Raw genomic sequence first — 26,197 nt, 5'->3', positions numbered from 1 at the left:
TAAGTTCGGCCATAGGCGCCACGCGAGGCCGAATCGCGGCAACCTATGATATGGTGCGGGCCGGTATTTCCAAGCGAAGGGATCGAGCCGAATGAGCGTGATGGTCAAGGAAAGCCCGATCAGCGAAACGGACATGATCGCCGAGGCCGAAAAGGCACTGGCAGACATTTCCAGGATCCGCGACGGGGTCGGCCGGGTGATCTTCGGCCAGGAGAATGTCGTCGAACGCACGCTCGTGGCGCTGCTGGCCGGTGGCCATGCGCTGCTGGTCGGTGTTCCCGGCCTTGCCAAGACCAAGCTGGTCGAAACGCTGGGAATCGTGCTCGGCCTCGATTCGCGCCGCATCCAGTTCACGCCCGACCTGATGCCGTCCGACATCCTCGGCTCCGAGGTGATGGAACAGGACGAGACCGGCAAGCGCTCCTTCCGCTTCATCTCCGGCCCGATCTTCGCCCAGTTGCTGATGGCCGACGAGATCAACCGCGCCTCGCCGCGTACCCAGTCGGCGCTGCTGCAGGCCATGCAGGAATACCATGTCACCATCGCCGGCGCCCGCTATGACCTGCCCGCACCGTTCCATGTGCTGGCGACCCAGAACCCGCTGGAGCAGGAAGGCACCTATCCGCTGCCGGAAGCCCAGCTTGACCGCTTCCTGATGCAGGTCGACATCCTCTATCCCGAAATCGAGGCCGAGCGCCGCATCCTCCTGGAAACCACCGGCATCGAGGATGCCAAGGCGCAGAATGTGCTGCAGCCGGCTCGATTGAAGGAAATCCAGACGCTGATCCGCCGCATGCCGGTGCCCGAAAGCGTCGTCGAGGCGATCCTCACTCTGGTGCGCTCGGCCCGTCCAGGCCAGGGCAATGCCGATACCGACAAGCATGTCGCCTGGGGCCCCGGCCCGCGCGCCAGCCAGGCGCTGATGCTGTGCACGAGGGCGCGGGCGCTCTATGACGGGCGCCTGGCGCCCTCGGTCGACGATGTACGGGCGCTGGCCGAGCCGGTGTTGCAGCACCGCATGGCGCTGACTTTCGCCGCCCGCGCAGAAGGCACCAGCGTGCGCGACGTGGTGGCGAAGCTTGTGAAAGGGATTTGATGGCGCGCATCGGCGAGGTCCAGGCCCCGGCAGCAACGCGCGACGCGCTCGCCCGTGGCCGGTTGCGGGCTTCGCTGGTGCCCGACCTGCTGGTCGAGGCGCGCCGCATCGTCAACACCGTGATCGCCGGCTGGCATGGCCGCCGCAAGCGCGGCATCGGTGAGAATTTCTGGCAGTTCCGGCCCTATGTCGAGGGCGATTCCTCGCGTATCGACTGGCGCCGCTCGGCCCGCGACGACCACACCTATGTACGCGACCGCGAATGGGAAGCCGCCCATACGGTATGGCTGTGGGCCGACCCTTCGCCGTCCATGCTCTACAAATCGACCGGCGCCAGCGTCTCCAAGCAGTCGCGCGCGCTGGTGCTGGCGCTGGCCATGGCCGAACTGTTGTCGCGCAGCGGCGAACGCATCGCCTGGCCGGGCCTGACCGATCCATTCACCGCCCGCAACGGCGCCGAGCGCATCGCCGCCCAGCTGATGCATGCCGGCGACTTGCCAGCCAAGCCTGACCTCACCGACATCAGGCGCTTCTGCGACATCGTCATCGCCAGCGATTTCCTCGACCCGGTCGAGGAGACGATGGAATGGCTCGACGTGCTCGCCCGCCACGGCGTGCGCGCCCATCTGATCGAGGTTGCCGACCCGGCCGAGGAAACCTTCCCCTATGCCGGCCGCACCGAATTCACCGATCCCGAGACCGGCGAAAAGCTGACCGCCGGACGCGCCGAGATGCTCGGCGACGAATACCGCCTGCTCTACACCGCCCGCCGCCAGGAGCTGGCCGGCTGGTGCAAGCGGCTCGGCTGGAGCTTTACCGTCAACCACACCGATCGGCTGGCGTCCGACGCGCTGGTGCGCCTGCACATGGCGATGACAGCCGATGGCGGCTATGCCGGTAGCGGTCGTACCGGTCGGCCTGGAAAGGCGGTCGCATGAGCTGGCTGCCGCTCTCCTTTGGCGCGCCCATGGTGCTGTGGGGTCTGCTGGCGCTCCCGGTGATCTGGTGGCTGCTCAGGCTGACGCCGCCCAAGCCGCAGGCCGAGATTTTCCCGCCGCTGAAGATCCTGGCACGCGTCTTGAAGCGCGAGGAAACGCCGCATCAAAGCCCTTGGTGGCTGACGCTGCTCAGGCTGCTGATGGCGGGCCTCATCGTCGCGGCCCTGGCCGAACCGGTCTTCAACCCGCGCGAAAAGCTGCCGGCCGAGGGCGCGGCCCTTGCTCTGGTCATCGACAATGACTGGGCGAGTGCCGCCGACTGGAACAAGCGCGTCGCCACCGCCGAGCGGCTAATCAAGGATGCCGGCTCGAACGGCGTGCCGGTCATCATCGCGTTTACCGCCGAAAAGGCCAATGCGGAGATCGGCCCCTTCGATGCCGCCGCCGCGCTCGACCGGCTGCGCGCCGCCAAGCCGCGGCCGATCCCGACCGATCGGCCCGCCGTCTATGCCCGCGTCGCCGGCGTGCTGGAGACCTTGCCCGGCGCCAGCGTCGCCGTGCTGGCCGACGGCCTCGCGGCCAAGGGCGACGAGGCCGCCTTCAACACGCTGTTGTCGAAGAATGCGGCACGCGTGGTTTGGGCAACGGCCGATCGGCTTTCGCTGACAGGCCTCACCGCCGCCGACAACCAGGTCGACGGTTTTGCGCTCACCGCCATCCGCGCGCCGGGTGACCCGGCACCGGCGCAGGTCACCGCCGGCGCCTTCGACGACAAGGGCCGCCGCATCGCCGATGCGACGCTGACCTTCGCGCCCGGCGAAGCCACCGCCACCGGCACCATGGCGGTGCCGTTCGAGCTGCGCAACGACTTCGCTTCGATCGCCCTCGACGGCGAGCGCCAGGCGGGTGCGGTGCGCGTGCTCGACGAAAGCTCCAAGCGCCGCCGCGTCGGGCTGTTATCGCAGGCCGAGGCCGACCAGGCGCAGCCGCTTCTGTCACCGCTCTATTACATCAGGCGCGCGCTGCAGCCCTTCGCCGATCTGGTCGAACCCTCCAGCGCCGATCTCGCCGACGCCATCCCGCAGATCCTCGACCAGAAGCCGGCGATGATCATCATGGCCGATATCGGCACCATTCCGGCGCAGGTCCGGCAGCGATTGGTCGACTGGGTCGACAATGGCGGGACGCTGGTGCGTTTCGCCGGCTCGCGGCTGGCCGCCGCAGGCAATGACGACGATCTGCTGCCGGTCCGCCTGCGCACCGGCGAGCGTTCGCTGGGCGGCGCACTGTCCTGGACCTCGCCGCAGCCGGTCACCGAATTTCCCAAGGCCGGTCCTTTCGCCGATCTTGCGCCGCCTACGGAAGTCACCGTGAGCAGGCAGGTGCTGGCCGAACCGACACCCGATATCGTCGAGCGCACCTGGGCCGCTCTTGCCGACGGCACGCCGCTGGTCACCGGGCTGAAGAGAGGCAAGGGCACGCTGGTGCTGTTCCACGTTACGCCCGAGGCGACATGGTCGAACCTGCCGATCTCGGGCAGCTTCGTCGAGATGCTGCGTCGCATCGTGCAGCTGTCGCGCAACCAGGGCGCGGCGATCGCCAATGCCGAAGCCGCCGCCACATCGCTGGCACCCTACCGCATGATCGCGGCCGACGGCTCGCTGGTGCCGCCGACGCCGGATGCACGGCCGCTGGTGCCGAGCGCCGGCGCGCGGGTGACCTTGGAGAACCCGCCCGGCCTCTACGGCTCGGAAACCGGCGTCTTCGCCCACAATTTGCTCGATGCCGCAAGCACCTTCGTGCCGCTGGCGCGCCCGCAACTCACGGTTCCGGTCACATCAATCCAGTACGCCTTCGATGAATCCCGCAATCTGAAAGGTTCGCTGGTCACCGCCGCCCTGTTGCTGATGCTGCTCGACACGCTGGCGGTGTTCTGGATGGGCGGGCTGTTCTCGCGCCGGCGGCGCCGTGCCGGCGCTGTGGCCACCACCGCTGCGATCCTGATCGCACTTGGCGCATTGTTCGGCCATGCCGATTTCGCCCGCGCCGACGACGCCAAGCCGGGCGACGAGGCGGCCATCACGGCGATTTCGAAAACCCGCATCGCCTATGTGCTGACCGGCGTGCCGGGCGACGATTCGATCAGCCGTGCCGGGCTCGAGGGCCTGACCCGCTTCCTGATCGAGAAGACCGCGCTGGAACCCGGCGCACCGGCCGGCGTCGACATTGCGAAGGACGAACTGTCCTTCTATCCGCTGATCTACTGGCCGATCGATCCGGCCGCCCCCATGCCGAGCCAGGCCGCGATCGCCCGTATCGACGCTTATATGCAACAGGGCGGCACGGTGCTGTTCGACACGCGCGACCAGTTCGCCAACGGCATCGGCGCCGATTCGACCAGCCCGGCGACAGAGCGGCTGCGCGACATCCTCGGCAACCTCAACGTGCCGCCGCTGGAGCCGGTGCCGTCGGACCACGTGCTGACCAAGTCCTTCTTCATCCTGCCGGAGTTCCCTGGTCGCTTCGCCGGCAGCCCGCTCTGGGTCGAGGCATCGCTCGACGCCAGCAACGCCGACAACCGGCCGGTGCGCACCGGCGATGGTGTCTCGCCGATCATGATCACCGCCAATGATTTCGCCGGCGCCTGGGCCGTCGACGAGAACGGCGACCCGCTGCTGCCGACGGTGCCGGCCGACCCGATGCAGCGCATCTATGCGCTGCGCGCCGGCGTCAACATCATGATGTATATGCTGACCGGCAACTACAAATCCGACCAGGTGCATGTCCCCATTCTGCTTGAACGGCTGGGGCAGTAACCAATGAACTGGTCGATCTCCTTCGAACCGCTGATCTCCTGGCCATTGCTGGCCCTCGTGCTGGTACCGCTGGCGCTGCTGGCGCTTGTCGGCCTGTGGTTTCGCCAGCGCGGCGGTGTCCTGCGCTTCATCGCCCTGCTGGCGCTGGCCGCCGCCCTGTTCAACCCGGTGTTCCTCAACGAGGAGCGCGAGCCCCTGAAAAGCGTCGTCGCGCTGATTGTCGACCGCAGCCAGAGCCAGGACATCGGCGACCGCACCAGGCAGACCGATGAAGCGCTCGCCGGACTGCAGCAGCGTCTAGGCCGCTTCAAGCAGTTCGACGTCCGCGTCGTCGAGGCCGGCAAGTCCGATGCCGCCGAGGAGCGTACCGAAACACGGCTGTTCGGCGCGCTGGAAGGCGCCTTGCGCGACGTGCCGCCGTCGCGCATCGGCGGCGCCATCATGATCACCGATGGCGAGGTGCACGACGCGCCCCCGGGCGCGCCCGACTTCAACGCCCCGCTGCACGCCTTGATCACCGGCAACGACCACGAAAAGGATCGCCGCATCCGCTTCGAGAACGCGCCGCGTTTCGGCATCGTCGGCAAGCCGCTCGACATGACCTACCGCGTCATCTCGACGGAAAACGAAGCCGGCCCGGTCGATGTGCGCGTCTCGGTCAATGGCGAGCAGGTCGCGGTCGAGCATGCCACCGTCGGCCAGGCCATGCCGCTGCAGGTGACCATCCCCGGCGCCGGGCGCAACATCATCGAACTCGCCATCGACCGCGAACCCGGCGAACTCACCGACACCAACAACCGCGCCATCGCGCTGGTCGACGGCATCCGCGAGAATTTGCGCGTGCTGCTCGTTTCGGGCGAACCGCATGCGGGCGAGCGCACCTGGCGCAATCTGTTGAAATCGGACGCCTCGGTCGATCTCGTCCATTTCACCATTCTGCGGCCGCCCGAGAAGCAGGACGGCACGCCGATCAACGAATTGTCGCTGATCGCCTTCCCGACGCGCGAACTGTTCGTCGAGAAGATCAAGGATTTCGACCTCATCATCTTCGACCGCTACCAGCACCGCGACGTGCTGCCGATCCTCTATTACGACTACATCTCCGAATATGTCGAAAAGGGCGGCGCGCTGCTGATCGCCGCCGGCCCCGAATATGCCGGCGAGTCTTCGATCGCACGCACGCCGCTGATGTCGGCTTTGCCCGCCATGCCGACCGGCGAAGTGCTCGAAAAGGCCTTCTATCCGCGCCTCACCGACCTCGGCCAGCGTCATCCGGTGACGCGCGGCCTCGACGGTTCGGCCACCGAGCCGCCGCACTGGAGCCGCTGGTTCCGCACCATTGGCGTGCAGAACCCGCAAGGCGAGGTGGTGATGAAGGGCGCCGACAACCGGCCCCTGCTGCTGCTCGACCGCAAGGGCGAAGGCCGTGTCGGCATGCTTCTGTCCGACCAGGGCTGGCTGTGGGCGCGCGGCTTCGAGGGCGGCGGTCCGCACGTCCAGCTCTATAGGCGCATCGCCCACTGGCTGATGAAGGAACCCGAGCTCGAGGAAGAGCGGCTGACCGCCGAGGGACGCGGCATGGTGCTGGAGATCCGCCGCCAGACCATGGCCGACGATCCAGGCTCCGCGCAGATCATCACGCCCTCGGGCAAGACGGTGACCGTCAAGCTCGATAAATCCGAGCCCGGCGTCTTCCTCGGCAGCGTCCAGACCAACGAGATCGGCCTCTTCCAGGTCGCCAATGGCGATCTCACCGCGCTCGCCCATGTCGGACCGGTCAATGCGCCGGAATTCGCCGATGTCATCTCCACCGAAAACCGGCTGAAGGCACCGGCGGAAGCCACCGGCGGCAGCGTGCGCCGGCTGGCGTCATCGACGGCCCTTGGCAGCGACGTGACCCTGCCGTCCATCGTGCCGGTTCGCTCGGCCGGCGATGCCTCCGGCAGCGACTGGATCGGCCTGCGCACCACCGACGACAGCGTCTTGAAGGCCGTCTCGCGCGTGCCGCTGTTCGGCGGCTTCCTCGGCCTCGGCCTGCTGCTCCTGGCGATGGGATCGATGTGGTATCGCGAGGGACGGTAAGCTTCCCTTTTCCCCGGTTTCACGGGTGCCCGAAGGGCGGATGAGGGGCGGCGCTGACCTCTGAAGCATTGATGCTAATCAGGCGTTGGCGCCAAAGCTGTCCGCGCTTTATGTCAAACGGCACCTGCCGAGGCCCCGTTGCCTGCGGCAACTCCTGAGCGTTCGTGACCTTTCATCGTGCCACTGGCACGATGAATTCGCCTGTGGCGAACCGATCACTCACTCCTCCGGCTCGGTCGTGAACAGCAGCGGGTAGCCCTTGGCCTTGCCGGCGTCGGTGGCTCGCGTCGCCTTGGTCTCGGCGACATCCTTGGTGAAGACCGCGACCACGCAGACGCCGCGCCGGTGCGCGGTGATCATGATGCGGTGCGCCTGATCCTCGCTGAGCTTGAACTCGCCCTTCAGCACCGTCACCACGAATTCGCGCGGCGTGAAATCGTCATTGATGAGGATGACCTTGTAGAGCTTCGGCCGCTCGGTCTGTGGCTTGACCTTGGTTCGCGGTTTTGTGGTGATTTCTGGCATCGGAACCGACAGTTTCGCGATCGGGCTTTACCCGGTATTTTGCCACGGGCGGCAGCGATCGTCCATTTTGATTGGCATGCGGGCGGCCGGCGGGCCGGCCCGGTCATTTGCAATCATGTGGGAAATTGTCGGGCGCCGTTCAACGGCCCTGGCGGCCGAAGATACGGCGGTTCGCGCCGGCATCCGCCCGGCGCTCCACCCAGGCCGCGATCAGCCATCCGACAACGCAGACCAGCGTCACGGCAAGCAGCACGATCAGCAGCCACGCCTGGACAGGCGTGATGTAGTCCCAGTTGCTGGAAATTATCGGCGCGAACAGCGAGGGCTCGGTGCGGCCACTGGCAGGATCGGGCACGGGGCTGGCGGTGAGCAGAATCAGCCCCCTGGCGACACCGGTGGCAACCAGGCCGCCGATCACCATCGAACGCAAAATGGACGAAAGCCGCTTCTTCATGCGGATTGTCCTACACGACCGGCGTTGCAAACGGGTTAAGCACGATCGAGATGCGCGGCTGCAAGCCGCCGGTGTTCAGCTCATCGACCATGCATTCGGCGCAAGGCCGCCCCAGCCGGTTGCGGCGGGGCGGCCTTGCTAGAACTGACCTCGAAACTGATCAGGGCTTCTTGGCAGCAGCCTTCGGGGCCGCCATGGCGGGGGCTGCCTTCGCGGGGGCCGCCCTGGCAGGGGCCTTCTTGACCGGGCACTTGTGCTTCTTGGTCACCTTGCAGGCGCCCTTCTTGGCAACCTTCTTCGGAGCAGCCTTGGCCGGTGCGGTGGTCGTCGCGGCAGCGGCCGGAGCTGTGGTCGTGGTGGCGGCAGCCGGGGCAGCGGTCGTGGTGGCGGCAGCGTTGCCAAGAGCCGGCATCGAGAAGGCAAGAGCAACGGAGAGACCGAGGGCCGACAGGAGGGACTTTTTCATGGCTTCATTTCCTTTTTATGCGGGTCGATTTTGAGCGTCACTGGACCGGGTCGTTCGGTGTCACTCCAAGCAGCTTCAAAGCGTTGGCGAGCATCCGGATGCCCTGTGCCTGTTTCTTGGCAGCACAATACCGGTTGCCCTTTCTCTGAAGTGCCTTTGCCGCGGTGACCTGCGTTGCCGTGGCATGGGTTTCGAGGGCTTCATCAAATTGGTGGCTGAGATTGGCGCACCGTTCGCTCCGGGTGAGCGGCGCCTTTGCGTCCGATTGTCCAGCAGCGGCGGTGACCAGGCCAAGGCCCAGCAACGCACCCAACAAACTGATCGACAAGCTTGGCATCGGTTTTTCCGTGAACCCGGAGATTTTGCGTCGCAGCCGGTAATCTGACCGCCACGGCACCGTTATGCCGCCCTACCTTTTCAGGAGTTTTTCCCAATTGTAGAATTTTGTTTCTGGATTGTGTCTGTCCCGCCCGCCTCATGCGTATCGTCCAAATCGGTCCCGGTTTTGGGAACCGCACGCATGGAAACAGAGAGCTTCAACAAGGCCGAATTCGTTCTCCCTTGAAAAGCAAGGCACTGGCCAACATATGGCCCGAATTCTATCGTGTGGCTCACCTGCCAGGAATGACTTGGCCGGCAATCGAGACAGGGCACCTCGTGAAATCCGACGCACACATATTGATCGTCGACGACGACAAGGGCATCCGCGACCTGCTTCAGGAATTCTTCCAGAAGCGGGGCCTGCACACTTCAGTTGCCGCCGACGGTACCGAGATGGAGGCCGTCCTGCGCCGCGCGCAGGTGGACCTCATCGTGCTCGACGTGATGTTGCCCGGCAAGGGCGGGCTGGAACTGTGCCGCGACCTGCGCGCCCAGTATACGACACCGATCATCATGCTGACCGCCGTCACCGAGACCACCGACCGCGTCGTCGGCCTGGAGATGGGTGCCGACGACTATGTGCCCAAGCCCTTCGATCCGCGCGAACTCCTGGCGCGTATCCGTGCCGTGCTGCGGCGCAATGGTACTTCCGAACCGAAACGCGCCACTACCAAGCAGATCTACCGTTTCGCCGGCTGGACGATGGACTGTTCGCGGCGCCGGCTGACCGCGCCCGACGATGTCAGGGTCGAGCTGACCATGGCCGAATTCAACCTGCTGCAGACCTTCGTCAAGAGCGCCCAGCGCGTGCTGACCCGCGACCAGCTCATCGAGCTCTCCGGCGGCGACAGCGACTATTCCTTCGACCGCAGCATCGACATCCTGGTCAGCCGGCTGCGGCGCAAGATGGAAGATGACCCGAAAACGCCGAAACTGATCCTGACGGTGCGCAGCGGCGGCTACCAGTTCCTGCCCGAGACGACCTCCGAATGAGACGTTTCCTGCCGCAGACCTTGCCTGTCTGGGTGCTGCTGATCGTCATTGCCGGCCTGCTGATCAGCCAGGTCGCGACCCTCTATATCGTGTCGCGCGACCGCGCCGCCGCCAATGACGTGGTCGACCTCTACCGGCTCAACGACCGCGCGTTCTCCTTGGTGCAGCTGATGAGCGGCGCCACGCCCGAGGAGCGCAAGGCAACCGCGGCGGGCCTGTTCAACTCGACTTACGCCCTTACCGTCTCCGACACGCCCGCCGTCACCTCCTCGATCGCCGGCGACGACGAACTAGCCGAACTCGAGGACATTCTCGTCGGCCGGCTGTCGAAGTTCGGCATCACCGATGCGCGCGTGCGGCGCGATCCGGCAACGCGTGAGGCCGACGACGCCAGCGGCACTGCATCCGGCCCCGATATCGGCCAGGTCGAGCGCGACCTTCTGGTGCTCGCCGCCGATTTCGCCCAGAGCGACAAGCTGACGGCCTCCTTGCGCTTCGCCGACGGCCAGTGGCTGAACTTCACCGAGCCGATCACGCCCGTCGGCCCGATCCTGAGCTTCGACAGCCTGCCGCTCTATTCGCTGATCGCCGGCCTGGTGGTGATCATGTCGATCTGGTCGCTGCGCCGGCTGACCGCGCCCTACCGGATGATGGAAACCGCCGTGAACCGGATCGGCAAGGACCTGAAAAGCCCGCCGATCGCCGAGTCGGGCAGCCGAGAGGTGCGGGCCGCCGCCAGGGCGATCAACGCCATGCAGAAGAGGCTGCGCGAATATGTCGAGGACCGCGAACATCTCGCCGCGGCACTCGCGCATGATTTGCGCACGCCGATGACACGCATGCGGCTGCGGCTCGAACTGTTGCGCAAATCGGCGGTTCGCGAGGCGCTGGCGCATGATCTCGCCGATGTCGAGAGCATCGCCAGTTCAGTGATCGACTTCGCCACTTTCGAGGTGAACGAGGAAAAGGCCGAGCGCATCGACTTCTGGTCGCTCGTGGAATCGATCGCCGACCCCTATCCGGAAGTCTCGTTCGACAATGACGACACCCGTTCTCGCGGCCTGATCTGCATCGCGCGGCCGGTGGCACTCAAACGCTGCGTCACCAATCTGGTGCAGAACGCCGTCACTTACGGCAAGAAGGCGCATCTCAGCCTGCACCGCTCGGACGGCACGATCACGCTCACCATCCGCGACGAAGGGCCTGGCATACCGCAGGCACAGATCGATGCCGTCTTCGGCTCCTTCGTGCGCCTCGAACAGTCCCGCAACCGCCAGACCGGCGGCCTTGGGCTGGGCCTCACCATCGCCCGCAACATCGCGCGCGCCGCCGGCGGCGAGATCCGCCTGTCCAACCATCCGGACGGCGGGCTGCTGACCGAGCTGCGCCTGCCATTGGCGGCCTGACGCAGGTCGCCTCGGATGTGTTCCCGTTTTGCCGTTTTTCAACGGATGACGGCGATCTTCCATGCCAGCAGGGCAACTATCGCTGCGCCGCTGAAGAGGGTCGCCCAACCATGCCGCCCGAATGCATGCAGGACAAGAACTGCGAATGCGGCAATGATGGCTGCGAGCGTCCCTTCGATATAAAAGAGCTGATTTGCACTCAGTTGCGTGCCGCTCGCACCGCCGATCCTGAAAAACTCCAGGATCGATCGCATCGCAATCACGAGCAGTACCCCGAGCGCAGTTTGCGCGGTCCGCGGTTTAGACAGCCAACCCAAAATCCGCTCCAAAGCGCCTTTTCCTGATAGTTGAAGGAGGTCTCGCCGCTCCTCTATTGCTAGCGCCGCAGCACCGCCCTCAGCACGTCGCGGATCCCGATGGCGCCGACAAAGCGGGACTGGTCGTCGAACAGTGCCACGGGTGCTGTCTGCGAACGGTGCATGGCCAGCATGACGGTTTTCAGCGACGTGCCGGGATTGGCCCAGAACACTTGCGCCACTTCCTCCGGCTGGCCCTCGACATCGGCGCAGGACACCCACACCGCCGGCTTGCCATCGCGTTCGGCCGCCGCCACCAGGCCGTGATCGTCGATCTTGAAGCGCGTCGTCTTGCGCCGGTCTAGCCACACCCAGCCATTGTCGCCGTGCTCGAGGTCGCGGCGATCGCGCATGACGTTCCAGGCGGTCAGCACCGAGAGCGGGTTCACATTGGCGATGAAGTCGCGGACATAGTCGTTGGCGGGGCGCAGCACGATGTCTTCCGGCGCGCCGGTCTGGACGATGCGCCCGCCCTCCATGATGGTGATATGGCTGCCGATCTTCAGCGCCTCTTCCAGGTCATGGCTGACGAAGATGATGGTTTTCTTCAGCTCGGCCTGCAGCTGCAGCAGTTCGTCCTGCAGCTTGGTGCGGATCAGCGGGTCGAGCGCGGAGAACGGCTCGTCCATCAACAGGATCGGCGCTTCGGTGGCGAAGGCACGGGCCAGGCCGACGCGCTGCTGCATGCCGCCCGACAGCTCGTGCGCGTATTTCTTCGACCACTGGTCGAGATTGACCAGCTTGAGCTGCCTGTGCACGCGCTCCTTGCGTTCGGCGTCCGGCACGCCGGCAAGTTCGAGGCCGAGGCCGACATTTTCCTCGACCGTGCGCCACGGCAGCAGGCCGAACTGCTGGAACACCATCGCAACCTGCTTCTGGCGCAAGCGCCGCAAGGTCGGCTCGTCGCAGGTGACGACGTCGACGATCTTGTCGCCGTCCTTGACCAGAACCTGGCCGCGCGACACCACGTTGAGCCTGTTGACGGCCCGAAGCAGGGTCGACTTGCCGGAGCCCGACAGACCCATCAGCACGGAGATCTCGCCTTCATGCACGGTAAGGCTGGCGCCGGCGCAGCCCAGCACATTGCCGGTTTTCTCCAGGATTTCGGCGCGTGTGGCGCCCTTGTCGATCATCGCAAGCGAACCGGCCTGGTCGGCGCCGAAGACGATATCGACGTTCTTGAAATCGACGGCGACGGTCATTTCTTGCCTCCAACGCCAATGCGGGTCATTCGGTCGAGCACGATGGCCAGCACGACGATGGCAAGGCCCGCCTCAAGCCCGAGATCGATGCGGCGCGAGCCGAGCGCGCGGTTGATCTCCGTGCCCAGCCCACCGGCGCCGATGAGGGCCGCGAACACCACCATCGACAGCGACAGCATGATCGACTGCGTCAGCCCCGCCATGATGGTGGGCAGCGCCGACGGCAGCTCCACCTTCCACAACAGCTGGCTCTTGGTGGCGCCGAACGCTTCGCCCGCCTCGATGATCGACTTCGGCACAGAAACGACGCCGAGATGGGTGAGCCTGACCGCGGTCGGGATGACGAAGATGATGGTGACGATGAGGCCGGGCGCGTTGCCGAGGCCGAACAGCGTCAAGACCGGGATCAGGTAGACGAAGGTCGGCAGGGTCTGCATCAGATCGAGCACCGGCAGCATGACACGGTAGACCTTCGGCTTGTGCGCCGCCCAGATGCCGAGCGGCACGCCGATGGCCATGGCCATGGCGGCGGCGGCGACGACCAGCACCAGCGTCTGCACGGTCTGCTTCCACAGGTTCTGGTTGATGATGAAGATCAGGCCGAGAAAGACGCCGATGGCGAGCGGCCGCGAGCGCTGCAGCAACCAGGCAATACCAGCGATGACCAGCGCCAGCAGCACCGGCGGCACCATCAGCAGGAGGTCGACCAGCCCGTCGAGAATGAAATTCAGACCGTTGGAGAAGGCTCTGAAGATGGTGTCGAAATTATCGGTCAGGAACCCGAAAAAGGACTTTCCCCAAGCGCCGATCGGGATCTTGTGATCGACCATGAATTTGGAAATCGGATCCATCTCACCCCTCTTCCACCAGGGCTCTGACTTCGGCCCCGCGCTGTCGCAACGTCATCTTGTCACAGGATGTGAAAAAGGGCAGCCCTTTGTCAAACGGCTGCCCATCTTCATCCGGTCATGCCGGATGCGAAGTCGGCTCAGCTTCCGAGCGCGGTCTTGACCGCCGCTGCGGCGTCGCCGCCGTCGAAGGTGGTCACGCCGGCGATCCACGGCTTGACCGCGTCCGGGTTCTTCTTCAGCCAGTCGGTGGCGACCGTCTGGGCGTCACCGCCCTTCAGGATCGCGTCCATCATCTGGCCTTCCATATCCAGATTGAACTTCAGGTTGGTGATGAACTTGCCGACATTCGGGCATTCGGTCGTGTAGCCCTTGCGCACATTGGTCGACACGGTGGCGGCGCCGAAGCCGCTGTCGCCCATGCCGTCGAGATAGGTGATCTTCATGGCGCCCATCACCGGATGCGGCGTCCAGCCGAGGAAGGCGATCCATTCATTGTTCTTCATCGACTGCTCGGCCTGCGTCAGCATGCCGGCCTCCGAGGACTCGACCAGTTCGAAGCCCTCAAGATTGTCCTTCGGGTTCTTGATCATGTCGAGGATGATGCGGTTGCCGTCATTGCCGGCCTCGATGCCATAGATCTTGCCGTTGAACTTGTCCTTGAACTTGCCAAGGTCGGTCAGCGTCTTGACGCCGGCGTCCGCGACATAGGTCGGCACGACGATGCCATAGCCGGCGCCGGAGAGGTTCTGGCTGACGGTCTCGACCGAACCGTCGGCGGTATAGTCCTTGATGTCGTTGGTCATCGACGGCATCCAGTTGCCGAGGAAGACGTCGAGGTCCTTGTTCTTCAGCGACGCATAGGTCACCGGAACCGAGAGCTGGATCACCTGCGGCTCATAGCCGAGCGCGGTGAGCAGCACCGAAGCGAGCCCCGTGGTGGCCTGGATGTCGGTCCAGCCGACATCGGAAAGACGCACCGCCTTGCAGCTCGCCGGATCGCCGGCAAAGGCGGCACTCGTGGACAGGAAAGCCGCCAGGCCGAGGCCGGCGACGAAGGAATTCATACGCGACATAGACAGTCTCCCATTGTGATTCTTTGGCGAAGCGTCGTAACGGTTTCTCTGCCCGCCTTGTTTCGTCAGCCAAACACCATTCTGGTGTAGTTTCAAGCGCTAAGGCAATCACGATCAACGGCGCGGAATGGCCAATCAGCGACACGGCTGACGCTTTTGTCACGCCGCTCATCTTTTTCAGCGGCGAGCCGGCTTTTTCAGGGGAATGCGCCAGCGGCCCCTCCCCGCGCAGAGGCAACTCGGCTTAAGGTCTGTTTGGATTCAGGTCAGGCCGAGACGAAAATGGTGGGCCCGAGAACCGGAGCGGAGCGTACTTTTGGGCATGTGAGCACAGATCTACTGCGACGCAGTAGAACGGGGAAGCGCAGGGCACGGCCATTTGCAGGCCGGCATCGCCTGAATATCAACGGACCGTAAAGGACGGCATGGCCAAGCTCTACTTCAACTACGCAACGATGAATGCCGGCAAGACGACGATGCTCTTGCAGGCCTCGTACAATTATCGCGAACGCGGCATGACGACGATGCTGTTCGTCGCCGGCCATTACCGCAAGGGCGACAGCGGCCTGATCTCGTCGCGCATCGGGCTGGAGACCGAAGCCGAGATGTTCCGCGACGGCGACGACCTGTTCGCCCGCGTCGCCGAACATCACGACCATACGACGGTGCACTGCGTCTTCGTCGACGAGGCGCAGTTCCTCGAGGAAGAGCAGGTCTGGCAATTGGCCCGCATCGCCGACCGGCTGAACATCCCCGTCATGTGCTACGGCCTGCGCACCGATTTCCAGGGCAAGCTGTTTTCCGGCTCGCGCGCGCTGCTGGCGATCGCCGACGACCTGCGCGAGGTGCGCACCATTTGCCGCTGCGGCCGTAAGGCGACGATGGTCGTGCGGCTCGGCCCGGACGGCAAGGTGGCCCACCGGGGCGAACAGGTGGCGATCGGCAAGGATGTCTATGTCTCGCTCTGCCGCCGTCACTGGGAAGAAGAAATGGGCCGCGCCGCGCCTGACGATTTCATCGGCTTCATGAAATCCTGACCCTGCGACCCGCGTCAGGCCGCAGAAACACGCCTCAGCGGAAACCGCCAGCCCAGCCGGACACCAAGCGTCGCCACGGCGATCGGCGCCATGCCGGCGGCCTGCGCCGGCCCGAGCGGATGCCCGTAGACCGCCCAGTCGACGATGATGATGGCAACGACCGGATAGATGAAGGTGATGATGCCGATCACCGGCGTCGTCAGGCGCGGAAAGGCCGAGTTCATCAGCACATAGGCAATGCCGGTGTGCAGCACGCCGATGCTGACCAGCCAACTCCATGCATGAGCGGGAACATGCTGGCCGATGCCGGCGAAAGGCGCGAGCAGGTACGACCGTCTCCACTCGCCACGATGCAGCGTTTGTTAAGGCCTCGGTCCTATAAGGCCGTCAGCCAGAGCTCTCCGGGGTCAGCCATGCTTCGAGCCGTTTCCTCAGCCAGCCTTCTTCTCATTGCCACCTCCATTGCCGCCCATGCCGGCGGCGACCCCGTACAGGGCAAGCACGTCTTCAACCGCTGCATGGCCTGCCATGAGGCGGCCACCGACCGCGACAAGGTTGGCCCGCATCTCAAGGGTGTCGTCGGCCGCGCCGCAGGCACCGCGGAAAGCTTCCTTGGCCATTATTCCGAAGCCATGAAGAGTGCGGGCGCTGCCGGTCTCGTCTGGGACGAGGCAAATCTCACCGAGTATCTCAGGGCCCCTAAGCTCAAAGTTCCCGGCAACAAAATGGCTTTTGGTGGCCTGACGAATGATGACGACATTGCCAATGTCATCGCCTATCTGAAGGCCGATCCGAAGCCCTGAGTGGCGTCTGTGCGGTGCGGCCGCACTGATGTGTTTGCCTGCAACCGGTTCAATCCCCTGCCGAATTCAGCATTTCCGCGTCGGCGGGGGCTGACTGTCTTGCCGGCATGAAAGTTCAATGACAGCTGAACTAGTCCCGACTGACCGGCTAATCACGCCATGACCCCACCTGCATTGTCTTTCAAGGCCTTGGCGGATTCTTTTGTTTTCACGCGGCCCTTGTCTTCACGTCTTTCAATCCCCGGATGCCCCACATATATTCGCCGCTGTTCGCAACCAGCGACCGGAAGCCGAAGCGGGAGGCCCCTATGGCGACATTGCAGAATTTCGATGCCGAAATTGCCAAGACCAAGCAGGTCGTCCAGGACATGCGCACCAAGATCGAGCAGTCCGGCACCGTGCTCGACACGCTTGCCACCGCTGACAAGAAGATCGGCGACGCCAATTTCGACATCGAGAACGCCCGCATCGAGGACGTGCTGAAGCAGCAGAAGGTGATGGAAGGCAACATTGCCGACCTGATCATCGGCCTCGAGGACGCCACCAACGTCTTCGGCGCCGAGTTCGAGAGCATGAAGAACTACACCGGCTGGGAGAACTTCGTCGGTGTCTTCTCCAGCCAGCGCAAGCAGCGCATGCGCACCGACCGCGTCCGCAACATGTCGCTGGCCGGCAATCTGCAGGAACTTCTGGCCAAGTCCGACACCATCGTCGGCATCCTGAAGGCGCAGAAGGAGGTTCTCGACCAGCGCTACAAGACCTCCGAGGCCAGCCTGTCGCAGGTCATCGAGCGCCGCAAGACCACCATGTCGAACCTCGAAGCCGTGCAGAAACGCATCGAGGAACTCAACCCCATGCTGCTCGACATCGAAAACAAGATCGCCGCCTCGACAAGCCAGAAGAACCGCACCCAGCTTGAGGGCGAACGCTCCAAGCTCGCCACCGAATACAACGAGAAGCAGGCCAAGGAGCAGGAACTGCTGGCCGAAAGCCAGACGCTCGAGCGCTACACCTCGATGTTTCAGACTTTCGTCGATTCGCTCAACAACCAGATCGCCGCGCAGTCGACGCTGATCAACAAGCTGACCATCGATACCGAGCAGCGCATCGTGCTCTACAAGGCGCTGGAAGATTCCTTGAAGACCGCCGCGCAGCAGGACGTCGCCCACAAGATCAACACGCTGGGCAGCCAGGTCGACAACACGGCGGAAGAAACCATGGCCGGCATCGGCGCCGCTTCGCAGAAGCACATTGGCGACCTGCTCGAAATGCACGAGAAGAACATGGTTGCCAGCGCCGACATCCAGCGCCGCAAGAAGCTCGCCGACGATGCCTTTGCCCGGCGCTTCGACGAGGTGCTGAAGAAGCACAATTCGGCCAACTACGTGCAGTCATAAATTGCCGCGCGCACCGGTGCGACAAGCCCAGGGCTGACAGAATGACCCCCGAAAACGACGCGGCGGCGCGGTATTTCTCGGCAATCACGGCCGCGCTTAGCGGCCTTGAAGTGTTCATGCGCGACGACCGCTCGCCGCTTTACCGGCACGGCATCGTCGCCAAGATCGTTGCCGAATACATCGCCCGGCTCGACAAGTCTTTTGGCTGCTGGCGCAACCGGCTGGGCTTCATGGACACGTTCCGCATTTCGCGCGCCGAAAGCGGCTTCCCGGTGTTCCAGAACCTGCTCGAACTGGAAAACGACCGCCGCCAGGCCGATGCGCGCCTTGCCAACATCCCTCTGGCCGGCGAGCTGCGCGAGGAGATGGCCGACTTCATCCTGCGCCACAAGGAATTCCCCGAGGCGCTGCAGAAGTCGATGGCCGAGCGGCTCTATCTCGAGGACGTCAGGAGCGAGCAGACTTTTGGGCCGTTCACGCTGGCGCAGACGGCCAAGGTGTCGGTCAATCCGAAGACGGCATTGCCCTACTATCTCGTCCATTGGGCGACCTTCGACGGCAGCGCTAACCTGCCGCTGGTCTACATGGTGACGGTGGAGGATTCCTCCGAGAACATGGTCCGCCAGCTCGTCGACCGAAACGGCAAGCTCAACGACAAGGTCGATATCCCACTGCCGGTCGACGGCCTGCTCAATCCCGAGCTCGCCCACCGTTTCGACGATTTCACCGAGAAGAACTCCGCCTACACGCTGTCGCCGGCGACGATTGCGGTCAATCTCGACAAGGATTTCGAGCCGCTGCACCCCAAGCAGTTGCGCCGCGTCGTGCTTGGCCCCTTCTATTCCGCGGGCATTACCGACAACAATTCGACGGTGACCGAAGTGCTGGCCAAGGTGCGCAAGCCGGAAAACGCCTGGCTGCTGACCTGGACCATCCAGGAGGTCTATTCCAAGGGCGAGAAGCCCGGCCGCAAGGGGCTGTTTTCCAGCGAGAAGACGACGCAGGAATTCTTCATCAACACCGACGATTTGGAAGCCGCGCGCCAGGGCGTGTCCAGCTACGAGAACCACGCGCTGATCCCGCACGAGGCCTACCAGGCGCTCTACGCCGCCGGCGAAGCACAGAAGATCTTTGGCGGCTACAAGGTCCACATCCTGTCCAACGGACAGGTCATTTCAGACGTCTGACCGTAACACCACGGAGCACACTTCATGGACACCGGCCTGACCACCATCCCGGAAGCGGCGATCGAGAAGCACCGCGCCACGGCGCAGAGCTTCATCACCCGCATCGTCGTGCTGGAAGACCCGTCGCGTGAGTCCGGCGCGGCACTGGCCGGCACCAATCGCCGCTTCGTCTCCACCGTCTCGGTCGGCTCGGTGCGTCGCACGCGCGAGGTCGAGCTGTCGAAGACCGTCGGCGCCGTCCATCCCGACGACCAGTTGCTCACCATTCCGCAGCACACGCTTCTGTTTCGCGCGCGGCGCGGCACGGCGATCGCGCTGGCCATATCGGATGTCTTCGCCGAAGGCTCCGACCTCGAAAGCCTGCAGGCGAAGAACACCCGCGCCCCGCTCGAGGGCGACGAGGCGTCGGCCTTCAAGAAGCTCCTGTCGGCCTCGGCCTATATCTCGGCCTTCAGCCTGGCATCCTATCTGTTCCAGCTGATCGACAGCGACGGCGAGGCACCCAACGACATCCCCGAACCCGACTTCCTTTTCGACACGCCGCAGGATGCGGTGAAGTCGATCCTCGCCGGCCTCGACAAGGCGATAGCGGGCTCGAAGGACGATGCCGACCTGGCGACACGGGCACGCGCCTTCGCCCGCGTCGCCATCGATGGGCTGCTGGCCAGAAAAGGCCGCTTCGACGGCATCGGCCCGTTCGAGAACGCCCATATCCGCATCGATGCCGACGACTTCACCCTCGACGGCTTCGACGTCGCCCCCGGCAAGCGGTCGAAGCCGCTGGTGATGACCTTCAAGAAGCCGGAAGAGGTCGTCGGCAACCACATCGCCAAATACCAGTCGGTCAAGCTCGCCAAGATGCTGATGGCCTATGATTTCGAGCGCGAGCTGAACCCGTTCGTCGAACTCGGCGGCTTCCTGTTCACCTTCATCGGCGACGGCGCGCCCGGCACCGGCAAGACGACGCTGATCCAGATGATCGCCGGCCTGGTCAACGGCTATTGCCAGGTCGCCGGCTATCCTTTTGCTTATGAGAATTTCGGCGTCGACCAGATCTCGTCCTATCAGGGCAAATCGGGCCAGAACTGCCGCCAGTTCATCAACAACGTGCTCAACCCGCGCGTCATCGGCTTCGGCACCATAGACGATATCGACCAGGTGGCGGCGCGCCGCTCCGACGACCGCGCCTCGGCCGGCCAGCAGGAGATCACCGGCGTCCTGATGGATGCCTTCGCCGGCGCGTCAACCGTGGTGCGCGGCAACTGCTCCTTCGGCATGTTCTCCAACTATCCCGAAAATGTCGACGACGCGCTGCGCCAGCGCGCCGGTGCCCGCTGGCTGGTCGACGGCCCGCAGACCCGCGACGACTATATCGACATCTTCGTGCTGCTCGCCGGCAAGAACCACGAAATCCCTCTGGGCAAGCACGAGCTTTACGCCGCACAGGAAATCCAGCGCGCTGTCGAGGAGGCTTATGAGGAGCACGAAAAGCCGCAGGAGGACGGCCTGATGAAGGTCTATGAGCGCTACATGAAGGAGAATGGCGCGCCCAAGACCATGGCCGACATCGGCACCTATCTGCACCTGATCAAGGACGCCGAGCCGCGCTTCACTGGCCGCGCCATCAAGAACGTCACCGACGCCATCAAGATGCGCGCCATGGACATCGAGCTTCCCGACGACTGGTTCGAGAAGCCGGAAGCCTTCATGCACAAGGGCTATGACGAGAAGAAAGCCATGATCGAGGAACTGCGCGGTCCGTTCTCTCTGGACATTGTCATGCAGGAGATCAACCGCTACGCCGATTCCGAATTCCGCTACTCCGACAAGTCCGACGACGCCGCCGTGGAAAAGCTGCTGCGCGACGCGCGGCTGCGCGAGCGGGCGGCGCGCGAGATGGAGGAGATGAAGCAGAAGGGGCTGTGGTGATCTTTTCCTTCTCCCCGTTTACGGGGAGAAGGTGCCCGAAGGGCGGATGAGGGGCAGCGCCATGCGTGGAAGAAATGAGCCAAAGATTGTGAGAGCCCGCGAGTTGCGGAGAGTTGAGAACGATGCCGAGGAAAGGCTTTGGCATGAATTGCGCGGACGGCGATTGAATGGTCACAAGTTTGTTCGCCAACTATCGATCGGCCCCTATTTCGCGGACTTTGCCTGCCGCGAGGCGAATCTGGTTGTGGAAGTCGATGGAAGCCACCATGCCAGTCAATTCAGTGATCGGTACAGGGACGAGACGATGAACGACAACGGCTGGTCGGTATTGAGGGTCTGGCACGCGGATGTTTTAGCCAATCTTTCGAGCGTGCTGGATACGATTGTCGCGGCGCTGGATGGTCGACTCGATCGCAAGATGATCGGTGTCGGTGCGAAATTTCTGCCGGCCACGGCGTTGGAGCAAGAATAATGAGCGCTTGCGCCGCCCCTCACTCGCCCTTCGGGCACCTTCTCGCCGTGAACGGGGAGAAGGAAAGATGAGCGCCAAAAAACCCGACCTCTTGCGCGACAACGAACTCATCTACGGCCGTCTGCTCACCGTCGACGAGCCGCATCTCGTCCAGCGTTACAACAAGGCGCTGGCCGCGTTTGGCCTGCCTCCGACCAAGCTGAAGAGCTTCCAGATCGACCGCACCGGCTTCTCGCCCGAGATCGCCGACGAGTGCGGCGACCCTGACTATCTCGACCCCAACGAGGTCAATCGCCGCTTCATCATCCTGACGCCGTCGCAGATCGACCTGCCGGTGGTGCACACGGCCTTCTCCAACACCTCGCAGCTGATGTTCGAGTTCATGTCCAAGAATCAGCGCGCCATCGACGCGCTGACCATCAAGGACGTCATCTACGGCGAGATCGAGGATTCCGTTCCCAAGGTCATCGACATCGAGGACCTGCTGTCGATCAACCAGGTCGAGTTCAAGGTTCTGTCGGCCGAGGATGTGCTGGGCAAGGCAGCCGAACTCGGCAAGCTCGTCGACCGGCTGAAGCAGGAGCCCGATGCCTGGCGCGACAACGCCATGCTGACGCGCATGGTGGAATTGGCGAAAATCTGCGGCGACATCCGCGAGAACGCGCTGGTGCCAGACCAGGTGATCTTCCGCCACAATGCCTACTGGACCAGCCATTTCGGCGGGCTCTACGTGTTCGTCGATCCCGACATGACGACGGTGATCAGCGATCCGGCGGCCCCGGGCTTTCGCCGCTCGCGGCCGTGGCAGGTAAGTTATCTCTCGATCAACGACGCTGACAAGGTTTTCAAGTTCCTGGCCAGCACCGGCCGCATCGAGCTGCCGCGCGCCTCCTGGGTAGAAACGTCCGGCTATCTCGAGCACCGCGCCGAGATGGTGGTGCGCGCGCTGATCCGTGACGCCGAGCCCAACCGCAATCTGACCGATGTCGACAAGGTCTGGCTGCAGACCTGGATCCAGAGCCATGCCGACCTGATTACCAAGGACGGCAATTTCCCCTTCCTCAACGCCGCCAAGCGCGAGATCGCCCAGCTTGGCCATCTCAAGATCGAGGATGTGTTCCCGCAGCAGCGCTTCCTGGTGGTGCGCGCCAAGCCGGACCATCCCGACGCCTGGCTGACCAACCGGCTGATCTCGGATTTCGTGCCGACCGACTTTGTCTCGCGCTACATCTTCAACAAGCAGGGCTTCTACAAGGACTATGACGGCTTCAGCGACGCCTGGAGATCGCATGTTGTGGACGTTCTGAAAACCACATATTTGAAGGACAAGGTGGCGTTTCGCACACGCCTCTACGGCCTGACCGACTAGAACGAAACGAGCTGTCATTTTGTTCTAACTTATTGTTTTAGCACATGATGTTATCCAAAAAGTCTGCAACTTTTTGGCATCATGCTTTGAGGGGGTGACACAGCCATGCTCGATCCGATCGTGAACTTCTTCGTCAGGATTTTTCAGTGGATCGGCCGCGGCATCGGCCTTCTGATCGGCGCCATCCTGTGGCCGTTCCTATGGGCCGGCCGCTGGTACACGCAGCGCGGCTGGATCCTCAAGGCCGTGCTCGGCCTGGCCCTGCTGGTGCTGATCGGCCTCTACGCCAACTTCTTCTATGCCACCCAGTGGTGGAACAATTTCAACCCGAACTATCCTGACACCTACACTTTCGAGAAGCGCAATGTTTCCGCCGGCGAGCAGGTGGCCGCCGGCACTGGCACCGACACGGCAAAGACCTGCGGCAATTCCGGCATTGCCCAGATCGCGGCGGACCTGACCGACTTCAACGTCAACCAGAATGCCTGGATCTCGTCGATGATCCTCTACAAGCTCGGCCTGTTCGGCATCGACTGGGACAACACGCCGTGGATGGACAACAAGGCGTCCTTCCAGCGCGGCATCAACCAGGCTGTGCGGCGCACGGCGACCGAGCTCGCCGACAATCTCGGCCGCGTGCGCACGACTTCGCAGATCGATGCCGATCTGCAGGATGCGCGCGGCAATCTGCAGTTCGACGAATACACCTGGTATTTCGGCGTCAGCCCGTTCGGCCCGAAGACACCGACCCCGAGCTATTATCGCGACGCGGTGCGCAAGCTGCGCTCGTTCAATGCCCGCCTCGCCACCTGCCAGGCCACTTTCGATGCCCGCGCCGACAATCTGAAGCAGTATATCGACCGCATCGCATCGGACATCGGCTCGACTTCCGCCATCCTCAAGGAACGCGCCGAGAACCACAACAATGGCTGGTTCGACACCCGCGCCGACGACCGCTACTGGTTCGCCTATGGCCAGCTCTATGCCTATTACGGCCTGATGAAGGGCGCGCAGGCCGACTTCGAGGACGTCATCAAGGAAAAGCACCTGCAGAGCCTGTGGGACACGATGGACGCGCAATTCGTCTCGGCCCTGCGTATCCAGCCCTTCATCATCGCCAATGGCCGCGAGGATGGCTGGCTGCTGCCGACGCACCTAACGACAATGGGCTTCTACATCCTGCGCGTGCGCTCCAACATGGTCGAAATCAGCAACGTGCTGACGCAATAGCGTTCGCCGGTCGCAGTGCATGTCGCCCGAAAGTGGCCCCGGTTTTGGGCGAACGACATGCATAAGAACAAAAGGCTAAAGCGCGATGCGCTTTAGCCTGGCGATGGCGAATTTGCGCCGTCGCCTCTGTCGCATTCCGTGCATTGTGCGGCTGTTTTGAGACGGCGGAACGGCGCGTCCTCTGGCTTCTATACGGCGCGGCAACGGAGCCGAAAAGAACCCGAGAACAGGTCGGCCGGTCCGCAGAGGAATTTTCTTCATAGGAAACATAGTTGCATGCAAGTTGACGCCGCGGCAGCGACAGGGTTAAAACAGCCCGCGCCCGGTTCCAACCTGCCTGCCAGTGAGATCAAACCCGTCCCCTCCACAGTCCAATCCAGAGGAAAGCCGTCATGGCCGAAGTGAAGTCCGACATCGAGATCGCGCGCGGCGCCAAGAAGAAGCAGATCCAGGAGATCGGCCAGAAGATCGGCATTCCAACCGAACACCTTTTGCCCTACGGCCACGACAAAGCCAAGATTTCCGCCGAGTTTATCAAATCGGTGAAGGGCAACAAGGACGGCAGGCTGATCCTCGTCACCGCCATCAACCCGACGCCCGCCGGCGAAGGCAAGACCACCACCACGGTCGGTCTCGGCGACGGCCTGAACCGCATCGGCAAGAAGGCAATCGTCTGCATCCGCGAAGCCTCGCTCGGCCCGAATTTCGGCGTCAAGGGCGGTGCAGCCGGCGGCGGCTACGCACAGGTCGTGCCGATGGAGGACATGAACCTCCACTTCACCGGCGACTTCCACGCCATCACCACGGCGCACAACCTTTTGTCGGCGCTGATCGACAACCACATCTACTGGGGCAATGAGCTCGGCATCGACACCCGCCGCGTCGTCTGGCGCCGCGTCATGGACATGAACGACCGCGCGCTGCGCGAGATGATCTGTTCGCTCGGCGGCGTCGCCAACGGCTTTCCGCGCGAGGGCGGCTTCGACATCACCGTCGCCTCGGAAGTCATGGCCATCCTGTGCCTGTCGACCGACCTCAAGGACCTCGAGAAGCGCCTCGGCGACATCATCGTCGCCTATCGCCGTGACAAGTCGCCGGTCTATGCCCGCGACCTCAAGGCCGACGGCGCCATGGCCGTGCTGCTCAAGGACGCCATGCAGCCGAACCTGGTGCAGACTCTGGAAAACAACCCGGCCTTCGTGCATGGCGGCCCGTTCGCCAACATCGCGCATGGCTGCAACTCGGTCGTCGCCACCACGACGGCGCTCAAGCTTGCCGACTATGTCGTCACCGAAGCCGGCTTCGGCGCCGATCTCGGCGCGGAAAAGTTCTTCGACATCAAGTGCCGCAAGGCCGGCCTGAAGCCGGCGGCGGCCGTCATCGTCGCCACCGTGCGCGCCATGAAGATGAACGGCGGCGTCAAGAAGGAAGACCTCGGCAAGGAAAACATCGAGGCGGTGAAGAAGGGCTGCGCCAACCTTGGCCGCCACATCGAGAACATCCGCCAGTTCGGCGTGCCGGCGGTGGTTGCCATCAACCACTTCTATTCCGACACCGACGCCGAAATCCAGGCGATGAAGGACTATGTCGCTTCGATGGGCGAAGAGGCGATCCTGTGCAAGCACTGGGCCAACGGCTCGGCCGGCATCGAGGAACTCGCCAACAAGGTGGTGGCGCTGGCCGAATCCGGCGCCTCGCAATTCGCGCCGCTCTATCCCGACGCCATGCCGCTGTTCGAGAAGATCAACACCATCGTCCAGCGCATCTATCGCGGCTCGGAAGCGATCGCCGACAAGTCGGTGCGCGATCAGTTGCACGCCTGGGAGCAGGCCGGCTACGGCAACCTCCCGGTCTGCATGGCCAAGACCCAGTACTCCTTCTCGACCGACCCGAACCTGCGCGGCGCGCCGACCGGCCACACCGTGCCGGTGCGCGAGGTCAGGCTTTCGGCGGGCGCAGGCTTCGTCGTCATCATCTGCGGCGAGGTCATGACCATGCCCGGCCTGCCCAAGGCGCCGTCCTCGGAAAAGATCTTCCTCAACGAGGTCGGCCAGATCGAAGGCCTGTTCTAGAATCTTCAAATCCCAAACGGAAAGGGCGCCGCAGCGATGCGGCGCCCTTTCCGTTTGCGGAG

Annotated in this window: 24 protein-coding genes; 15 read left to right on the top strand and 9 right to left on the bottom strand. The window is 63.7% G+C overall.

Translation table 11 applies throughout. The annotated features are described in order from the left end of the window. Positions 1–91 precede the first annotated feature (91 nt). Genes CK226_RS19505 through CK226_RS19490 form a run of 4 tightly spaced genes read left to right on the top strand, consistent with a single transcriptional unit; the run spans position 92 to position 6,932 of the window. Positions 92–1,096 carry a MoxR family ATPase gene (locus tag CK226_RS19505; RefSeq protein ID WP_095773508.1) on the top strand — a complete coding sequence of 335 codons (1,005 nt, stop codon included), beginning with the start codon at positions 92–94 and terminating at the stop codon, positions 1,094–1,096. Then, entirely contained in the window at positions 1,096–2,034 is a 939-nt protein-coding gene (locus CK226_RS19500; RefSeq protein ID WP_095792776.1) for a DUF58 domain-containing protein, read from the top strand. The genes CK226_RS19505 and CK226_RS19500 overlap by 1 nt, the downstream gene beginning before the upstream one ends. Next, the gene (locus CK226_RS19495) at positions 2,031–4,850 is read left to right on the top strand and encodes a DUF4159 domain-containing protein (protein WP_095792775.1); all 2,820 of its coding nucleotides are present in this window, start codon (positions 2,031–2,033) and stop codon (positions 4,848–4,850) included. Before CK226_RS19500 ends, CK226_RS19495 begins: the two co-directional genes overlap by 4 nt. A gap of 3 nt (positions 4,851–4,853) precedes the next feature. After that, on the top strand, positions 4,854–6,932 hold the full coding sequence (locus CK226_RS19490) for a hypothetical protein (RefSeq protein ID WP_095790110.1): 2,079 nt from the start codon (positions 4,854–4,856) through the stop codon (positions 6,930–6,932). A 219-nt stretch (positions 6,933–7,151) separates the two neighbouring features. On the opposite strand, the gene clpS is transcribed toward CK226_RS19490, so the two are convergent. From clpS to CK226_RS19470, 4 genes are all read right to left on the bottom strand, one after another. Beyond that, positions 7,152–7,457 (bottom strand): ATP-dependent Clp protease adapter ClpS, encoded by a 306-nt coding sequence (gene clpS, locus CK226_RS19485; RefSeq protein ID WP_010911143.1) that lies wholly within the window; start codon positions 7,455–7,457, stop codon positions 7,152–7,154. 139 nt (positions 7,458–7,596) lie between these two features. Beyond that, positions 7,597–7,911: a hypothetical protein gene (locus CK226_RS19480; protein WP_095792774.1), complete on the bottom strand. Its 315-nt coding sequence runs from the start codon at positions 7,909–7,911 to the stop codon at positions 7,597–7,599. A 160-nt stretch (positions 7,912–8,071) separates the two neighbouring features. Then, positions 8,072–8,377, bottom strand: coding sequence for a hypothetical protein (locus CK226_RS19475; RefSeq protein ID WP_095792773.1), 306 nt, complete (start codon positions 8,375–8,377; stop codon positions 8,072–8,074). A gap of 37 nt (positions 8,378–8,414) precedes the next feature. Beyond that, positions 8,415–8,714 carry a hypothetical protein gene (locus CK226_RS19470; RefSeq protein ID WP_095773502.1) on the bottom strand — a complete coding sequence of 100 codons (300 nt, stop codon included), beginning with the start codon at positions 8,712–8,714 and terminating at the stop codon, positions 8,415–8,417. Positions 8,715–9,034: 320 nt separating this feature from the next. Here CK226_RS19470 and CK226_RS19465 point away from each other — a divergent pair, with 320 nt between their 5' ends. After that, positions 9,035–9,751: a response regulator transcription factor gene (locus tag CK226_RS19465; protein ID WP_095792972.1), complete on the top strand. Its 717-nt coding sequence runs from the start codon at positions 9,035–9,037 to the stop codon at positions 9,749–9,751. Then, positions 9,748–11,157, top strand: a complete 1,410-nt coding sequence (locus CK226_RS19460; RefSeq protein WP_095792772.1) for an ATP-binding protein — start codon at positions 9,748–9,750, stop codon at positions 11,155–11,157. The genes CK226_RS19465 and CK226_RS19460 overlap by 4 nt, the downstream gene beginning before the upstream one ends. A 38-nt stretch (positions 11,158–11,195) precedes the next feature. Here CK226_RS19460 and CK226_RS19455 read toward each other — a convergent pair whose 3' ends face one another. The 4 genes from CK226_RS19455 to CK226_RS19440 form a co-directional block, all read right to left on the bottom strand. Further along, positions 11,196–11,486 (bottom strand): hypothetical protein, encoded by a 291-nt coding sequence (locus CK226_RS19455; protein WP_095790113.1) that lies wholly within the window; start codon positions 11,484–11,486, stop codon positions 11,196–11,198. 47 nt (positions 11,487–11,533) lie between these two features. Continuing rightward, the gene (gene choV / locus CK226_RS19450) at positions 11,534–12,715 is read right to left on the bottom strand and encodes a choline ABC transporter ATP-binding protein (protein ID WP_095792770.1); all 1,182 of its coding nucleotides are present in this window, start codon (positions 12,713–12,715) and stop codon (positions 11,534–11,536) included. Next, positions 12,712–13,566, bottom strand: a complete 855-nt coding sequence (gene choW / locus CK226_RS19445; RefSeq protein WP_095773498.1) for a choline ABC transporter permease subunit — start codon at positions 13,564–13,566, stop codon at positions 12,712–12,714. The genes choV and choW overlap by 4 nt, the downstream gene beginning before the upstream one ends. A gap of 137 nt (positions 13,567–13,703) precedes the next feature. Continuing rightward, a complete protein-coding gene (locus CK226_RS19440) occupies positions 13,704–14,639 on the bottom strand; it encodes a choline ABC transporter substrate-binding protein (protein WP_095790116.1) in 936 nt (311 codons plus the stop codon). Between the two features lie 425 nt (positions 14,640–15,064). On the opposite strand from CK226_RS19440, the gene CK226_RS19435 reads away from it, so the two are divergent. Then, on the top strand, positions 15,065–15,676 hold the full coding sequence (locus CK226_RS19435) for a thymidine kinase (RefSeq protein ID WP_038649140.1): 612 nt from the start codon (positions 15,065–15,067) through the stop codon (positions 15,674–15,676). Between the two features lie 14 nt (positions 15,677–15,690). Here the strand turns inward: CK226_RS19435 and CK226_RS19430 are convergent, their stop codons facing one another. Beyond that, the gene (locus CK226_RS19430; protein WP_348629093.1) at positions 15,691–15,945 is read right to left on the bottom strand and encodes an EamA family transporter; all 255 of its coding nucleotides are present in this window, start codon (positions 15,943–15,945) and stop codon (positions 15,691–15,693) included. 144 nt (positions 15,946–16,089) lie between these two features. Here CK226_RS19430 and CK226_RS19425 point away from each other — a divergent pair, with 144 nt between their 5' ends. From CK226_RS19425 to CK226_RS19390, 8 genes are all read left to right on the top strand, one after another. Beyond that, entirely contained in the window at positions 16,090–16,479 is a 390-nt protein-coding gene (locus tag CK226_RS19425) for a cytochrome c family protein (protein WP_095792769.1), read from the top strand. 308 nt (positions 16,480–16,787) lie between these two features. Beyond that, complete coding sequence (locus CK226_RS19420; RefSeq protein ID WP_095792971.1) at positions 16,788–17,876, top strand: hypothetical protein; 1,089 nt, start codon at positions 16,788–16,790, stop codon at positions 17,874–17,876. Positions 17,877–17,917: 41 nt separating this feature from the next. Beyond that, positions 17,918–19,063 (top strand): hypothetical protein, encoded by a 1,146-nt coding sequence (locus CK226_RS19415; protein ID WP_095792768.1) that lies wholly within the window; start codon positions 17,918–17,920, stop codon positions 19,061–19,063. Between the two features lie 24 nt (positions 19,064–19,087). Beyond that, complete coding sequence (locus CK226_RS19410; RefSeq protein WP_095792767.1) at positions 19,088–20,992, top strand: ATP-binding protein; 1,905 nt, start codon at positions 19,088–19,090, stop codon at positions 20,990–20,992. Between the two features lie 61 nt (positions 20,993–21,053). After that, positions 21,054–21,464 (top strand): DUF559 domain-containing protein, encoded by a 411-nt coding sequence (locus CK226_RS19405; protein ID WP_095792970.1) that lies wholly within the window; start codon positions 21,054–21,056, stop codon positions 21,462–21,464. 67 nt (positions 21,465–21,531) lie between these two features. After that, the gene (locus CK226_RS19400) at positions 21,532–22,833 is read left to right on the top strand and encodes a DUF6638 family protein (RefSeq protein WP_095792766.1); all 1,302 of its coding nucleotides are present in this window, start codon (positions 21,532–21,534) and stop codon (positions 22,831–22,833) included. Between the two features lie 105 nt (positions 22,834–22,938). Then, positions 22,939–24,063: a DUF2333 family protein gene (locus CK226_RS19395; RefSeq protein WP_010911160.1), complete on the top strand. Its 1,125-nt coding sequence runs from the start codon at positions 22,939–22,941 to the stop codon at positions 24,061–24,063. A 392-nt stretch (positions 24,064–24,455) separates the two neighbouring features. Continuing rightward, positions 24,456–26,135 (top strand): formate--tetrahydrofolate ligase, encoded by a 1,680-nt coding sequence (locus CK226_RS19390; RefSeq protein ID WP_095773491.1) that lies wholly within the window; start codon positions 24,456–24,458, stop codon positions 26,133–26,135. Positions 26,136–26,197 lie beyond the last annotated feature (62 nt).

Origin of the sequence: Mesorhizobium sp. WSM4311, assembly GCF_002295115.1 — a bacterium.
Taxonomy (GTDB): domain Bacteria; phylum Pseudomonadota; class Alphaproteobacteria; order Rhizobiales; family Rhizobiaceae; genus Mesorhizobium.
The sequence above is the reverse complement of the archived record's forward strand: the minus strand, read 5'-3'. Positions and strand labels throughout refer to the sequence as shown.

Bases quoted from the DNA above. Each gene is read 5' to 3' on its own strand.
- CK226_RS19505 (WP_095773508.1), top strand. From the start codon at position 92: ATGAGCGTGATGGTCAAGGAAAGCCCGATCAGCGAAACGGACATGATC.
- CK226_RS19500 (WP_095792776.1), top strand. From the start codon at position 1,096: ATGGCGCGCATCGGCGAGGTCCAGGCCCCGGCAGCAACGCGCGACGCG.
- CK226_RS19495 (WP_095792775.1), top strand. From the start codon at position 2,031: ATGAGCTGGCTGCCGCTCTCCTTTGGCGCGCCCATGGTGCTGTGGGGT.
- CK226_RS19490 (WP_095790110.1), top strand. From the start codon at position 4,854: ATGAACTGGTCGATCTCCTTCGAACCGCTGATCTCCTGGCCATTGCTG.
- clpS (WP_010911143.1), bottom strand. From the start codon at position 7,457: ATGCCAGAAATCACCACAAAACCGCGAACCAAGGTCAAGCCACAGACC.
- CK226_RS19480 (WP_095792774.1), bottom strand. From the start codon at position 7,911: ATGAAGAAGCGGCTTTCGTCCATTTTGCGTTCGATGGTGATCGGCGGC.
- CK226_RS19475 (WP_095792773.1), bottom strand. From the start codon at position 8,377: ATGAAAAAGTCCCTCCTGTCGGCCCTCGGTCTCTCCGTTGCTCTTGCC.
- CK226_RS19470 (WP_095773502.1), bottom strand. From the start codon at position 8,714: ATGCCAAGCTTGTCGATCAGTTTGTTGGGTGCGTTGCTGGGCCTTGGC.
- CK226_RS19460 (WP_095792772.1), top strand. From the start codon at position 9,748: ATGAGACGTTTCCTGCCGCAGACCTTGCCTGTCTGGGTGCTGCTGATC.
- choV (WP_095792770.1), bottom strand. From the start codon at position 12,715: ATGACCGTCGCCGTCGATTTCAAGAACGTCGATATCGTCTTCGGCGCC.
- choW (WP_095773498.1), bottom strand. From the start codon at position 13,566: ATGGATCCGATTTCCAAATTCATGGTCGATCACAAGATCCCGATCGGC.
- CK226_RS19440 (WP_095790116.1), bottom strand. From the start codon at position 14,639: ATGTCGCGTATGAATTCCTTCGTCGCCGGCCTCGGCCTGGCGGCTTTC.
- CK226_RS19435 (WP_038649140.1), top strand. From the start codon at position 15,065: ATGGCCAAGCTCTACTTCAACTACGCAACGATGAATGCCGGCAAGACG.
- CK226_RS19425 (WP_095792769.1), top strand. From the start codon at position 16,090: ATGCTTCGAGCCGTTTCCTCAGCCAGCCTTCTTCTCATTGCCACCTCC.
- CK226_RS19420 (WP_095792971.1), top strand. From the start codon at position 16,788: ATGGCGACATTGCAGAATTTCGATGCCGAAATTGCCAAGACCAAGCAG.
- CK226_RS19415 (WP_095792768.1), top strand. From the start codon at position 17,918: ATGACCCCCGAAAACGACGCGGCGGCGCGGTATTTCTCGGCAATCACG.
- CK226_RS19410 (WP_095792767.1), top strand. From the start codon at position 19,088: ATGGACACCGGCCTGACCACCATCCCGGAAGCGGCGATCGAGAAGCAC.
- CK226_RS19405 (WP_095792970.1), top strand. From the start codon at position 21,054: ATGCGTGGAAGAAATGAGCCAAAGATTGTGAGAGCCCGCGAGTTGCGG.
- CK226_RS19400 (WP_095792766.1), top strand. From the start codon at position 21,532: ATGAGCGCCAAAAAACCCGACCTCTTGCGCGACAACGAACTCATCTAC.
- CK226_RS19395 (WP_010911160.1), top strand. From the start codon at position 22,939: ATGCTCGATCCGATCGTGAACTTCTTCGTCAGGATTTTTCAGTGGATC.
- CK226_RS19390 (WP_095773491.1), top strand. From the start codon at position 24,456: ATGGCCGAAGTGAAGTCCGACATCGAGATCGCGCGCGGCGCCAAGAAG.